12 protein-coding genes are annotated in these 12991 nt (G+C 61.3%); 4 read left to right on the top strand and 8 right to left on the bottom strand.

Translation table 11 applies throughout. The features are described from left to right. Nucleotides 1–103 precede the first annotated feature (103 nt). The gene (locus CKA38_RS12310; protein ID WP_108825743.1) at nt 104–802 is read left to right on the top strand and encodes a MarC family NAAT transporter; all 699 of its coding nucleotides are present in this window, start codon (nt 104–106) and stop codon (nt 800–802) included. Nucleotides 803–965: 163 nt separating this feature from the next. Here CKA38_RS12310 and CKA38_RS12305 read toward each other — a convergent pair whose 3' ends face one another. From CKA38_RS12305 to CKA38_RS12290, 4 genes are all read right to left on the bottom strand, one after another. Then, nucleotides 966–1676, bottom strand: a complete 711-nt coding sequence (locus CKA38_RS12305) for a potassium channel family protein (RefSeq protein ID WP_108825742.1) — start codon at nt 1674–1676, stop codon at nt 966–968. 37 nt (nt 1677–1713) lie between these two features. Next, nucleotides 1714–3459 (bottom strand): TrkH family potassium uptake protein, encoded by a 1746-nt coding sequence (locus tag CKA38_RS12300; RefSeq protein ID WP_161554887.1) that lies wholly within the window; start codon nt 3457–3459, stop codon nt 1714–1716. 67 nt (nt 3460–3526) lie between these two features. Beyond that, nucleotides 3527–3751 carry a hydrogenase nickel incorporation protein HypA gene (locus tag CKA38_RS12295; RefSeq protein WP_108825740.1) on the bottom strand — a complete coding sequence of 75 codons (225 nt, stop codon included), beginning with the start codon at nt 3749–3751 and terminating at the stop codon, nt 3527–3529. 63 nt (nt 3752–3814) lie between these two features. Then, nucleotides 3815–5041, bottom strand: coding sequence for a class I SAM-dependent rRNA methyltransferase (locus tag CKA38_RS12290; RefSeq protein ID WP_108825739.1), 1227 nt, complete (start codon nt 5039–5041; stop codon nt 3815–3817). A 146-nt stretch (nt 5042–5187) separates the two neighbouring features. Here CKA38_RS12290 and CKA38_RS12285 point away from each other — a divergent pair, with 146 nt between their 5' ends. Together CKA38_RS12285 and queG are read left to right on the top strand one after the other, a co-directional pair. Then, entirely contained in the window at nt 5188–5784 is a 597-nt protein-coding gene (locus CKA38_RS12285; RefSeq protein ID WP_108826575.1) for a shikimate kinase, read from the top strand. After that, nucleotides 5768–6910, top strand: coding sequence for a tRNA epoxyqueuosine(34) reductase QueG (gene queG / locus CKA38_RS12280; RefSeq protein ID WP_108825738.1), 1143 nt, complete (start codon nt 5768–5770; stop codon nt 6908–6910). Before CKA38_RS12285 ends, queG begins: the two co-directional genes overlap by 17 nt. Nucleotides 6911–6928: 18 nt before the next feature. Here the strand turns inward: queG and CKA38_RS12275 are convergent, their stop codons facing one another. The 4 genes from CKA38_RS12275 to CKA38_RS12260 form a co-directional block, all read right to left on the bottom strand. Beyond that, on the bottom strand, nt 6929–7846 hold the full coding sequence (locus tag CKA38_RS12275) for an alpha/beta hydrolase (RefSeq protein WP_108825737.1): 918 nt from the start codon (nt 7844–7846) through the stop codon (nt 6929–6931). A gap of 29 nt (nt 7847–7875) precedes the next feature. Beyond that, nucleotides 7876–10125 (bottom strand): AMP-binding protein, encoded by a 2250-nt coding sequence (locus tag CKA38_RS12270; RefSeq protein ID WP_108825736.1) that lies wholly within the window; start codon nt 10123–10125, stop codon nt 7876–7878. Nucleotides 10126–10188: 63 nt separating this feature from the next. Continuing rightward, the gene (locus tag CKA38_RS12265; protein ID WP_108825735.1) at nt 10189–10845 is read right to left on the bottom strand and encodes a hypothetical protein; all 657 of its coding nucleotides are present in this window, start codon (nt 10843–10845) and stop codon (nt 10189–10191) included. Next, on the bottom strand, nt 10842–11903 hold the full coding sequence (locus CKA38_RS12260; RefSeq protein ID WP_108826574.1) for an AAA family ATPase: 1062 nt from the start codon (nt 11901–11903) through the stop codon (nt 10842–10844). Before CKA38_RS12260 ends, CKA38_RS12265 begins: the two co-directional genes overlap by 4 nt. 189 nt (nt 11904–12092) lie before the next feature. On the opposite strand from CKA38_RS12260, the gene CKA38_RS12255 reads away from it, so the two are divergent. Further along, nucleotides 12093–12731, top strand: a complete 639-nt coding sequence (locus CKA38_RS12255; protein ID WP_108825734.1) for a superoxide dismutase — start codon at nt 12093–12095, stop codon at nt 12729–12731. Nucleotides 12732–12991 lie beyond the last annotated feature (260 nt).

Here is a 12991-nt window from a genome sequence, read left to right as displayed (position 1 = left end):
ATTCGCGGCACATCGGGGACGGTTTGCCCCGCCCTGTCGTTTTGAGCGCACCCAGCCAGTCCGCGCTCGACGCGGGCGGAATGGCTGACTACACCCGTTGCTCATGCATGAAAGCATTTTCAAGCTCTGGGGGCTGTTTCTGGGCACGATCATCGGCATCCTGCCCATCATGAATCCGCTCGCCGCCGCGCCCACTTTTCTCGCCATCACCACGGGCGACTCCGAGGCGCGCCGCATCGAGCAAGTCCGCAAGGCCTGCATTTACGTGGTGTTCATTTTGAGCGGCTCGCTGTTGTGCGGTTCGTTTGTGATGAACTTTTTCGGCATCTCGATTCCCGGTCTCCGCATCGCGGGCGGCATCATCGTCGCGGGCATCGGCATGCGGATGCTTTCCCCGAATCGCCCGGAGGGAGCCCGCAACAGGAAAGCCCACCAGGAGGCTCTCGCGAAAAACGACGTTTCATTCTCGCCGCTCGCGATGCCGATTCTCGGCGGCCCGGGCTCCATCAGCGTCACCATCGGGTTTGCCTCGCTCGCGACCTCGTGGCTCCACTACGTCGCCATCATTCTTGGCATCTGCGTGGTCGCGCTGGCGTGTTATCTTTTTCTACGGCTCGCCATTCGCATGAACGGAGTTCTCGGCCCCACGGCGATCAGCGCCATGACACAAATCATGGGGCTGCTCCTCATGTGCATGGGCGTGCAGTTTGTGGTGAACGGCGCGGTCAGCATCGCCACCGACCCCGAAATACTCAAAACCATCCGCGATGTGTTTTTCGTCAGCGGCGCAACGACGCAATAACCATCCGATTGCCGCGAACGTCCATTGGGACGGCATGCCGGCACGAAGCCTGAAGGGCTTCCATGGCATCTATATTATAAAACCCCGTTGGGGGTTTCGATCCCGAGGCAACGCGAGCCTTGAGCATGTCGCGTTCGGCAAGGCTGTCACAAACACGCCCTGCTCAATCGCCCGAATACGTTTCCAGAAATGAACGCAGGTTCTTCTCGGGGCCGAAGAGCACAAAAATATCATCGGCCTGGAAAATCTCGGACATCGTCACAACGCCAAGCGTGCGGCGCTTGACGGTCTGGTCCGATATTTTTCGCAATCCATCGAGCAGTCCTTTTTCGATGCGCTTGATCGTCACGATGCGCACGCCGGCGACCTTAAAATCCTCCGCGCTTTCCGTGAGCGATTTGCCGGCCAGCTTTGCCGGCACCGTGGCCTCGATGATCGAATGGTTGTTGCCCATGTCGAAGCCGTCCAGCACGCCGCGCATCAGCAGCGAATGCGCGAGCCCGCGCGCCGCGACCTCCTCGGGCACCACGAGGCGGTCAACCTTGAGCAACCGCAAAAGCCGCTCGTGCATCGGCGAGAGCACGCGGCACACGATGCGTTTCGCGCCGAGCTCCTGCGACTTCATCGTCAGTGCCATCGAGTGCTCGAAGTCGTCGCCGATCGCCACGATCACCGCGTCCATTTCCGCGATCGGAAAATGCGCCAGCGGCGTCGGGTCCTCGAAATCCATCACCACGGCCGCGCCGACCTCGTCCTTGATTTGCGCGATGTTGTCATCGCGCCGGTCGATCGCCAGCACGTCCGCGCCGAGTTGCGCGAGATCGCGCGCCAGGTTTTTTCCGAAAACGCCAAGTCCGATAATGCAGCATTTCATAAAGTTGGATTTTGTTGGGTTGAGGATTGTTTGAAAATCAAGTGATCACAATGTGGCCTTCCGGCAGGCGGAAAGCCGCCTGCGGGCGCCGGGGCATGATCGCCAGCAGCACCATCAGCACGCCGATGCGTCCGACGAACATCGCCAGCACCATCACGCATTTACCCGCGCCGCCAAGCAGCGGCGCGATGCCCCGCGTCAGTCCCGTCGTGCTTATCGCGCTTATCGATTCGAACGCCATGTCCATCGTCGATAGCTCGGGGTGCAGCATGCACAGCACGACCAGCACCAGCGTGAAAAACGCCCCCGCCAGCAGCATGACCGCGAGCGCGCGATTCGCGGTCTCGTCGTTCACGCGGCGGCCAAACGCCTCGATCTCGGCGCGCCCGAGCAGCACGCGGCGCAGCGCCAGCACCGCAACGGCCAGCGTCGAGGTTTTCACGCCGCCTGCCGTGCTCGCCGGGCTGCCGCCGATGAACATCAGGAACAGCAAAATCACAATCGTCGCGGGAGCGTGCATCCTCGTGTCGGTAATGTTAAAACCGCACGAGCGCGCCGTGACCGAGTGGAACAAAGCCGCCAGCCACGAGGGAAGCCCGCCGGTGTCGCTCCCGGCAAAAACAAACTCCGAGAAGAAAATAAACACCGCGCCGCCAACGGTCAGGCATAGCGACGTGACCAGCACCACGCGGCTGTTGATCGTGAGTCGCGGCGGCACCGCCACGCGCAAACGCAACGCCCGCCGCACCACGGCCACCGCCACCTGCCAGAAATTTTTCACCACCGGAAACCCGATGCCACCCGCGGTCACAAGCAGCATCACCGCCGTGACCAGGCCCACGTTGCCCCGCAGCGCGGTGTTTGCCAGCCCGTCGGACACAGTGCTGAACCCCGCGTTGCAAAACGACATGACCGAGTGAAACCCCGCGAAGAACAGGCGGTCGATCGTCCCCGTCCCGGGCAGGTGATCCACCGACCAGTAAATCGCCGCCGCACCCGCCAGCTCGAAGGAAAATGTGAAACCGACAATGATGCCCAGCACCATGCCGATTTGCCCCAGGTTTTCCTCGCTCAACAAATCCTGCAGCGCGATGCGGTTCCGAAACGACACGCCGCCGGTCAGGAAGTGCGCGAAAAAATACGTGAGCGTCATGATTCCCAATCCGCCCACCTGCACGAGCCCGAGAATTATGAGCTGCCCCTCCTGGGTGAACGCCTGCGACGTGTCCAGCACCGTCAGCCCCGTCACGCACACCGCGCTCGTCGAGGTGAAGAGCGCGTCAATCCAGGAAATCCCGTCGAGCGTCGCGCGCGGCATTTTCAAAAGCAGCATGCCCGCCGTGATAATCAGCGCAAAGCTCAGGATGAGCGCGCCGCCCGGCGTGAGGTTTCTCGACGCGAGCGCCGGAATGCGCCTCAGCCCCCGCAAACAAATGAGCCCGATCAAGGTGAGCTGCGAAAACGCCAGCACGAACAGCGCGATCGTGCCCGGTTTCGCATCCGGAATCCAGCCGCTGATCAATCCGTCCACGTGGTGGCTGAAAAGCGACTCCAGCAGCACAAGCACGGCCAGCGCCGACTCCAGCTTCCGCTCGCGAAGGTGCTGCATCCGGTGCGGGTTGATCAGCAGCCGCACGATTTCCTGCAGCACAAAAACACCCAGCACAACGCGCGTGAGCACGTGCAGCATCAACTCCTTCTGACTGGAAAGCGGCCAGCCGATCAGCAGCACAAAAAGCGCGCACGAGCCCAGCGCGCACAAAACCAGCACCGCGTTCAGCACGCGCAAAATCTTTTGCTGCCCGGAGGTGTCGGATAAAAAGGATCGCATGATGAAACCGGTTTGAACCCTAGAATTTCAGCCGCGCATTTTCGTGGCCGCAACGCGGGCAGACGCACGTCTCCGGGCTTCCCGCCGCCGCATACAACTTGTTGCACCGCGCGCAAAGAAACGTCGTCTTGCGGCGCGCCTGCTCGAAAAGCGAATACTCGCGCCGTCCGTAAAACAACCACAAGCCCATGAAGAATCCTCCAACGGCAAAGCAGTAGATGACGACTACGGTTAACAAATCCATGCGCGGCACAATAGGATGTCTTTTAAAAATAACAAGGGCGACCGCATGACCGGCGCCACGCAATTATTCCACGCGCAGGATGTAGCCGCGCAGGTATTCGCTCTCGGGCATTGTCACGAGCACGGGATGGTCCGGCGGCTGGTGGCAAAACTCCAGCACGCTCACGCGCCGCCGCGCGTCCGAGGCCGCCTCGGCGAGGACCTGCCGCAACTCCGCCTCGTGCATGTGATGCGAGCAAGTGTAGGTCGCCAGAATCCCGCCCGGGGAAAGCCGCTGCATCGCGCGCAAATTGATCTCCTTGTAACCGCGCATCGCGCCCGCAAGCGCGCTCTTCGACTTCGCAAACGGCGGCGGATCAAGAATGATCAAGTCCCACGTCTCCGCGCGCTGCTCCGGCGACGGGCTGTTGAAAAAATCAAACACATTGGCCGCCAAAAACTCCGCGCCCACGCTGTTGCGCCCCGCGTTTTTCCGGGCCTGCGCAATCGCGTCCTCCGCGCTGTCAATGCCGAGCACGCTGGCCGCGCCGGCGCGCGCGCAATGCAGCGCGAACGGCCCCTGGTTGCAAAACGCGTCGAGCACGCGGCGGCCTTTTGCGTGGCGCGCCACGGCCAGGTGCTGCGCGCGTTGGTCGAGGTAAAAACCCGTTTTCTGCCCGCCCTGCAAATCGAGCCAGTAATCAAATCCGTCGATGCGCAGCCAGCGCGGCTCCCAGGTTTTTCCCGAAAGCGTGCCGGTCGTCTGCTCCAGCCCCTCCAGCCGCCGGATGGGCGCGTCGTTGCGAAATATGATTTCAACCGGCGCGGGTTTCACAATCTCCATCAACAAACGCGCGATCACATCGCGCCGTTTTTCCATGGCGAGTGTTTGGATTTGCAACACAAGCGTGTCGCCAAACTGGTCGAGCACCACGCCCGGCAGGTCATCCGACTCCGACCAGATCAGGCGCCTTACGTTTTTGTCGCAGCCCGCGGACTCGCGCCGCTCGATCGCGCGCGTGATCACCTCGCGCAAATAGGCCTCGTCGAGCGCCACGCGCCCGCGACTGAGCCTGCGCCAGCAGATTTGCGAGCGGCTGTTGTAGATGCCCGAGCCGATGCGCCGCCCCGTGCGATCGCGGCACTCGACCACCTCGCCGTCGAACGATGAGGGAAGCAACGCCTCGACTTCGTTGGCAAACACCCACGGGTGGCCGTTAAGGGCGCGCGCCTTGGCGTTCATTTTGAGTTTGAGCGCGGGCGCCTGCGCGGATTCGGAGGCTGGGATTGGCGTGGATGGATTGTCAGACATGCGGCCCGAAGTATTCGCAAAAACCCCGCCCGCCGAGAAGCGCAAAATTTTCAATCATCGGAACGGCGTTCTCCGGTGCGCAATCCCGTCGCGCATTTCTTGTTTTGCAAAACCCGCGCGGCTGCCGCAAGGTGCCGGACAGCACAATGACAACACCGGTTGTAAACCTTTACCTGGTCGGCTTCATGGGCACGGGAAAAACCACCGTGGGCCGCGCCATCGCATACCGGCTCGGCGCCAAGCTGATCGATGTCGACGCGACAATCGAACGCGAGCAAGGCAAACCCGTCTCAAAAATTTTCGAGGAGGACGGCGAGCCCGTTTTCCGCAAGCTGGAGCGCGACTTCATCGAGAGCGGGCATCCCGCGCGAGGCTGCATCGTCGCGTGCGGCGGCGGACTGGTCGTGCAGCCGGGAATGCTTGAGTTGCTCGACTCGCGAGGCGTCGTCATCTGCCTGCACGCCTCGCTCGAAACCGTCCTCAAGCGCACGCGCCACAGCAAGTCGCGCCCGCTTTTGAACGTGGAAGATCCCCTCGCCCGGATGCGCGAAATCTACTCGGTGCGAGAACCCATTTATCGAAAAGCGGGCACGCTTCTGCTCACGGACAACCGCTCGCTCCCCGACGTCATCGCGCACGCCATGCGCGTTTACAAACGCGAGGCGGCCGATTTTTTGCGCACGCACAGGCTCGCGGAACCTCCCGCGACAAATCCCGCCGCCCCCGATGATCGAGCCGGCTGAACTGCGCAAGCGCCTGCTCGCCCTTGGCTTTGACGTGGCGCGTTTCGCGAGCATCCCCGCAAGGGACGACGGCGGCGCACTGCCCGAAGTCAACGCCCTTCGCAAGTGGCTCGACGCCGGATATCAGGCGGACATGCACTGGATCGAGCGCGGTTTTGCCAAGCGCGCCTCCCCCACCCTCGTTCTTTCCGAAGCCGGGTCGGTCATCATGCTCGGCGTGAATTATTTTCAAGGCGCAGCCGGTGCATCATCCGATTCGCAGCACCCGCGCTGGGCGCGTTACGCGCTGTATTCGGATTATCACGACACGATCAAGCCGGCGCTGGAAAAAGCGGGCCGCGTGCTTGAGGAAACACTGGGGATCACATCCGCCGATTATCGTTATTACGTGGACACGGGCCCCGTCCTCGAACGCGCCTGGGCATCACGCGCGGGCGCGGGTTTCGCCGGCAAAAACGCGATGCTCGTTTCGCGCGACTTTGGCAACTGGCTCTTTCTTGCCGCGATTTTTGTCCGCGCAAAAATCAAGGCGGACGAACCGCTCCCCGCGCGCTCCCACTGCGGCAAATGCACGCGTTGCATCGATGCGTGCCCGACCGGCGCAATCGTGAGCCCCGGCACGGTTGATTCCCGCCTGTGCATTTCCTACCAGACCATTGAAAACAAGGGCGCAATCCCGCGCGGGCTGCGCGCAAAAATCGGCGCGCGCATTTATGGCTGCGACGCGTGCGCGGAAGCCTGCCCGTGGAATCGCTTCGCGCAAGCAAGCCGCGGGCTGCTCCTCGAAGCGCGCCCGGAAATCGGGCAACTGTCACTGGGCGAATTGCTCGCGCTGACACCAGAAAGTTTTGCCGCGCATTTCCGCAAAACCGCGATCAAACGCATCAAGCTCGCCGGGCTGTTGCGCAACGCGTGCATCGTCGCGGGCAACACCGGGGCGCGCGCCGCTGAGCATCTTCCGCAACTTGCGCGCCTCGCCGCGCACGAATCGCCGCTCGTGCGCGCGCACGCGGTCTGGGCCGTGCAACGCATCGCGGACGGGGAGCAGGCAACGCGGCTGCTGGCCGAGGCCAGGAACGCCGAAAAAGACGCCTCCGTGCTGGATGAGCATGGTGCCCAACCTTGAACGCGCCGCCGGCCGGTTTTATCGGCTTCTCGAAATCGTCAGCCAGCCGTTGTGTCGCATCCATTCCTCGCAACGCACGGGCCAGCCGGAGGGCGGGCCCATGTCGGGTTTCATTCCGAAACCATGCCGGGCATTTTGATAAAGGTGCATTTCGGCGGGCACGCCGGCTTTGCGCAGCGCGAGGTAAAAGCGCACGCTGTTTTCAACGGGCACGGTTTTGTCGTCCGTGCCGCTGACGAGAAACACCGGAGGAGTGTCCTTCGTGATCTGTTCGTCGGTCGAATACAAACCCACCAGTTTGGACGACGGGGTTTTGCCGATGAGATTTTCGCGCGAGCCCTTGTGCGCGATCCCGCGCATTGAGATCACCGGATAGACAAGCACGGAAAAATCGGGGCGCGCGCTCACTTCGTCAATCGCCGCGCCGGTCTTGCCGTCGGGATGGGCGTAGAGCGTGGTCGCGGTTGACGCGAGGTGCCCGCCGGCGGAAAAACCGAGCACGCCGACGCGGTCTGGGTTCACGCCAAACTCGGCCGCTTTTGAGCGCACGGTGCGCAATGCGCGTAGCACGTCGCGGAGCGGGGCGGGTTGTCCGTATTCCTTGAGGCGGTATTTGAGCACAAACGCCGACACGCCGATGGAGTTGAGCCATTGCGCGACATTGCGGCCCTCGTTTTCCATGGAGAGGCGCGCGTAGCCGCCGCCGGGGCACACGACAATGGCGGTGCCTGTGGCTTTTTTCTTCGGCGCTGGATAAAACAGCATCGTCGGCGTGTGGATGACGCTGGAGCTTGTCGGCGTGTCCTTGTCGGGCGCGGCGTCGGCGCGAAGTCCGGGAACACCCTCGGGCCAGAGCGGAATGACCGCCGGTCCGGCGGCGGCGAGCGTAATCGGAAGAAGGAGGGCGACGGATAATTTGCGAATGTGTTTTTTCATTGGAGTGAGGTTGAAATTGCGAGGCCGGTTTACAGCGCGCCGTGTCCGTGGCGGTGGATGCCGCTGGTGGCGGCTTCCTTGAGCGCCTTGAGGTCCAGTTTGCCGGAGCCGAGCACGGGGATTTGGTCCACTTTGAGAATGATGCGCGGCACCCAAAGGTTGGGAAGTCCGGCGTCGGTGAGTTTTTGGCGCAGGTCGGCGAGCTCGATGTCGCGCGTGGAGAGCAGCACGAGAATCTCGCCCTTCGCCTCGTCGGGCACGCCGGTGACGGCGACCACGTAACCCTCCTCCTCGCCAAAGCCGAATGTCTTGACGATCGTCTCCTCGATCGTGCCGTGCGGCACCATCTCGCCGGCGAGTTTTGAGAAGCGCGAAAGGCGGCCCTCGATAAAGAGAAACCCGTCCTCGTCGAAGCGCGCGAGATCGCCCGTGAAAAACCAGCCGTCGCGAAGCGCCTCGGCCGTCTTGGCGGCGTCCTTCAAGTAGCCGGTGAAAACATTGTCGCCCTTGAACAGGAGCAGGCCCGTTGAGGTGAGCGGCAGGTCCTCGTGCGTGTCCGGGTCGAGGATGCGCGCGCTCATGCCCGGCAGGAGGCGGCCGACCGAGCCGAGCCGCTTGCCGTATTGCGGCACCGAAAAACGCGAAATCGACGGCGGGTGCTGCTGGTTCACATTGGTCACGGGGCTCGTTTCTGTCAGGCCGAAGCCCTCCATGATGTCGATGTGGAACTGGTTCATGAACGAGTCGTAGAGATCCATCGGCATTTTTTCCGCGCCCGAGACGACGAGCTCGAGCGACTTGAGTTCGCCGTGCGTGGCGCGTTTCAGGATGGGTCTCAGGAACGAGGGCACGCCGATGATCACCGTGGCTTTTTCATCGCGAATCGAGTCCACCACGCGGCGCGTGTCGAGCGGACTCGGCACCGTGATCGTGGTGCAGCCGCGTAGGATCATATACCAGACCGTGATCGAATAACCGAAGCTGTGAAACAACGGCAGGCACGCGAGCATGCGCGCGCTGGCGGGCAGCACCGCGATGGACGAAATTTGCCAGCACTGCGCAAGAATGTTGCGATGCGTGTAAACGACGCCCTTGGGTTCGCCCGAGGTGCCGCTGGTGAAGAGCAGCGAGCACTCGTCGTTGTCGCCGCGGCGCGGCAGGCCGAGCAGGCGCGGCACGAGCTGGTTGGGCACGATGTAGGCGACGACGATCCAGAACAGGATGCGCACTTTGCTGATGGCCATGATCTCGGCCTTCAGGTCCTTCGTGCCCGCGGGCCAGGGAAAATTCGGAACCCGCTCCTGCATGGCCGGCGCCGAGATGACCGTCGATATTTCGCCGAGTTTCATGCAGGCCTCCGAGGTCGTCTTGCCCGCGGTAAAGTTCAGGTTCACGGGAATCTTGTTGGCAAAGCTCACGGCGAGATTCGCGATATACGCACCCGCGCCCGGTGGCAGCACAATGCCCACGCGCTTTTCGGGAACTGTTTTTTTGAGACGGCGCGAAAGCGCGGCGGCCACGGCAAAAAGTTTCGCCGCCGACAGTTCGGCGCGGTCGCCGGTGCGGTCGATCACCTGGATAAAACTCGGATGCTTCACAAGCGCGCGCGCCGCCTCCGCGCCGAGATGCCTGCGCAGCACGGGCCGCGCCGAAAACGCCTCCGCCCCCAAGTCGAGCAGCTCGCGGCGCATCTTCTCCGCCGTCGCCTCGCTCGGAAGCATCGGGCGCCCGAAGCACACGCACACATGCGTGGGCATGATGCGCGGCGACTTGAAAATCCAGCGGTCCCCCGAAAACGAAAAGACCGAGCCCCACAAGCCGTCGTGCGCCACGGGCACGACCGGCACGCCCGCGCGTTTCGCAATCGCCTCGAACCCGTTTTTGATGCGCATCAACTCGCCGATGCGCGAGATGTGCCCCTCGCCGAAAATGCACAGCACCTCGCCGTCCTGCAACGAACGCAAGACGCGCCTCGTGCTGCCCACCGGGTCGCGCGGCGAAAACCCGATCATGCCCGACCAGCGGAAAAGTTTTTCGAAAAACACATTCGCCTTCAGCCCCTCGTAGCCGAGAAATCGCAGCGGCCTCGGGCACGCTAGTTGCAGCACGATCGCGTCCACAAATGAAAGATGGTTCGCAATCAAGATCACCCCGCCGCGCTCGGGCACGTTTTCTGGGCGCCTCGTCTTCACGCGATACATGAGCCGCACAATCGGAAGCAGCAGCCATTCAAGCGGCAAAGGCAGATACGAACGTTTTCGAAAAAGTTTGGTTGCCATGAAAAAAGGAGTCGGAAGTAAGAATACAGGAGTCGAAAGTGAGGGCGCCGGGCGCGGAACAGTTTATTGGGAAGCCGTTGTTGCTAACTGACTTTTCCAACTGCGCAAGTCTTTCGCCAACGATTCAAAGCCGGGGAAATCGTGCTCCAAGCGCCGCGTGTCGCGCCGGTGACGCTGCACTTCCCTCATCGCGCAATCAATCTCGTGCGCCAGGCTCGGACGATCCGTTCCATACACGCGCCATTTCAATTCCTTGCGCGTGTAAGGCATCGAGCCCGAGGCCTGCCCGTCGGTCCATGCGCGTTCCGACACGGTCTCGTCGCGTCCGCACAAATACCAACCCTCCACCGCCGGCACCGCCACACCCACGCAACGCAGCAGGTGCTTGCGACCGCGCGCGGGCGGCAGTTTTTTTGTCGTCTGCCTGAACACTCCGCGCAACTGGCACATCCGGCAGCGCGGATGATAATAACCCTCGCGATCGTGCTCCGCGGTGTGCACCACCGAGTCGTCCGCGTCCACGACCACGACGAGCCCCGTCGCGTCCGTGTTGAAATGCAAATGCCGGATCACCGCCGGCAGCACTTGCGCAACCGACGGCCAGCCGCGCGCGCGCAACGAGGGCGAGACCAGCTTCACGTTCTCGCCGAGCACCGACTCGACCAGCACGCGTATGACCATTTCGTCAGCGGGTGACTCACTAATGATTCCAAGCTTCATCCGCGGGTGTCGTCAGGGTTGCTCTCGTTGACGTCTTCGGAAGGCATCCCCTCCTGCGGCACACCGCCGAGGATTCCCGAAAACCACATGTCACCAAGTCCCCCCTCGGCCATCAAATCCCGCAAATCCTTGCGATCCGACAAACGCATGAACCGCGCCGTCAGTCCGTGTTTCTCGGTCAGCACCACCTCCTCGGGATGCTCGCCAAACAAATCCAGCAAATACGGCGAATGCGTCGTGGCGATCACCTGCACCGGCGGGCGATCCAGCCCATACGCCTCCGGATAGGACAGCCGATACAAAACATCGCGCACCTCGCGCAACAACCGCGGATGAAACCCGCGGTCAATTTCCTCGATGCACACGATCGACGGCGGCTTCGGGTCATACGCCAGCGCCAAAAACGCCAGCAAATATAAAGTGCCCTGCGAAAGATGCGCCGCGCCGATCAATTCGCTGGTGCCCGTCAGGCGCAGCAACAGCTCCGTGCCGCCATCCTTGGTAAACGTCCACTGCACATCATCATACTCGGGCAAAATTCGGCACAATTCCGCGCGCATTTCCTCAAATGCTTTCGGTTCACGCATTTGCAACGAAGCCAGCACCGTTGCCAAGTTCTCCCCGTCGCTCTTTAAGTCCGCGCCTTCGCGAGACATGCTTTTCTCCGCTAATGCCCGATGATCAAGCACATAACAGCGAACCCGCATCAATTCTGATCTCAGCTTGGGCCAATCCTTCTGGCCCGAGCCGGACGGCAGCGATACCACGTCCAGAAAATCACATTCCGTCTCCGAAGTGCATTTCATGACCGCCTCCAACCCGTCAAACGGCGGTGTGAAATACCAATAAAGCTCCGGCCCGTCCGCGATGCCCTCGCGCGCCTCCTCCGATTTCACGCCGCAAAGCGGCAGTTTGGCAAGTGAGCTTAATCGTTGCACCGCATCAATAAGGCTCGTTTTCCCCGACCCGTTTGGACCGATCAGCAGATTAAACGGCATCAGCGAAAGCTCCGCGTGTTTGAGCGCCCTGAAATTGCGAATGGTAACTGAGGCAATCACGACCCGAGCTTCGTTAAAAAAACCGTCCAAGGCAATCTCTAAGCGCGCAAATGCAAACGGATGTAAATAGCCCTCTTTTTAGCAAACGTTTCACAATCATTTATCCTAATACCTCACGCATTTCATTGCATCGCTCCGATAAAACTATTGATTGCTCCACCCTGCTAAAATCAAACTAAGGACAATCACATGACATACGAATTACCAAAACTCGGTTACGCATACGACGTCCTCGCGCCGCACATCGATGCGCGCACTATGGAAATTCACCACAGCAAGCACCACCAAGCCTACGTAACCAATCTTAACAACACACTCGCCGGCGCAAACATCACCGGTCCCGAATGTGTCAACGAACTCATCTCTGATCTCAACAAACTTCCCGAGTCGATCCGCACCGCTGTGCGCAACAACGGCGGGGGCCACGCCAACCACAGCCTCTTCTGGAAAGTGATCGCGCCCGGCGGACAAACCGGCGCGCCGGTCGGCAAACTCGCCGACGCCATCAACGCCACATTCGGCGGCTTCGACAAGTTCAAGGAGGAATTCGCCAAGGCCGCCGCGGGTCGCTTCGGTTCCGGCTGGGCATGGCTCGTTGTCACGCCCGAGGGCAAACTCGCCATCGGCTCCACCGCCAACCAGGACAGCCCCCGCATGGGCAAAGCCGTCGCCGGCATCGAAGGTTATCCCGTCATCGGCCTCGATGTGTGGGAGCACGCCTACTATCTCAACTACCAGAACCGCCGCCCGGATTACATCGCCGCATTCTGGAACATCGTCAACTGGACCTTCGCCGAGGAACGCTACTCGAAAGGTCTCGCCAAATAATTTCGCGCCGCCACCAGCGGAGCAAAAAAACAACGCCAGGGTTTAAAACGCCATACGATCAACAAAAAGCCGCGATGGAAACATCGCGGCTTTTTTGCGTCTTTTTCAAAAACATCGAACCCAAGCGCTGCATCATCATCCTGTCCAAAACCAGAGCAGTTTAAATAAAACTGCATCTGCATTAGGTAGTGCATGCTCGCCGAGCTCGCCGAGAATTACGAAAGACAGTCCGCCAACCGGCCGCCATGCTGTTTACAAAA

Origin of the sequence: Ereboglobus luteus (assembly GCF_003096195.1) — a bacterium.
In the GTDB taxonomy this organism is placed as follows: domain Bacteria; phylum Verrucomicrobiota; class Verrucomicrobiia; order Opitutales; family Opitutaceae; genus Ereboglobus; species Ereboglobus luteus.
Note: the sequence above shows the minus strand (reverse complement) of the source record. Positions and strands in the feature narration are given on the sequence as shown.

Excerpts from the sequence above, each read along its gene's own strand:
- CKA38_RS12310 (WP_108825743.1), top strand. The coding sequence starts at position 104 with ATGCATGAAAGCATTTTCAAGCTCTGGGGGCTGTTTCTGGGCACGATC.
- CKA38_RS12305 (WP_108825742.1), bottom strand. The coding sequence starts at position 1,676 with ATGAAATGCTGCATTATCGGACTTGGCGTTTTCGGAAAAAACCTGGCG.
- CKA38_RS12295 (WP_108825740.1), bottom strand. The coding sequence starts at position 3,751 with ATGGATTTGTTAACCGTAGTCGTCATCTACTGCTTTGCCGTTGGAGGA.
- CKA38_RS12290 (WP_108825739.1), bottom strand. The coding sequence starts at position 5,041 with ATGTCTGACAATCCATCCACGCCAATCCCAGCCTCCGAATCCGCGCAG.
- CKA38_RS12285 (WP_108826575.1), top strand. The coding sequence starts at position 5,188 with ATGACAACACCGGTTGTAAACCTTTACCTGGTCGGCTTCATGGGCACG.
- queG (WP_108825738.1), top strand. The coding sequence starts at position 5,768 with ATGATCGAGCCGGCTGAACTGCGCAAGCGCCTGCTCGCCCTTGGCTTT.
- CKA38_RS12275 (WP_108825737.1), bottom strand. The coding sequence starts at position 7,846 with ATGAAAAAACACATTCGCAAATTATCCGTCGCCCTCCTTCTTCCGATT.
- CKA38_RS12270 (WP_108825736.1), bottom strand. The coding sequence starts at position 10,125 with ATGGCAACCAAACTTTTTCGAAAACGTTCGTATCTGCCTTTGCCGCTT.
- CKA38_RS12265 (WP_108825735.1), bottom strand. The coding sequence starts at position 10,845 with ATGAAGCTTGGAATCATTAGTGAGTCACCCGCTGACGAAATGGTCATA.
- CKA38_RS12255 (WP_108825734.1), top strand. The coding sequence starts at position 12,093 with ATGACATACGAATTACCAAAACTCGGTTACGCATACGACGTCCTCGCG.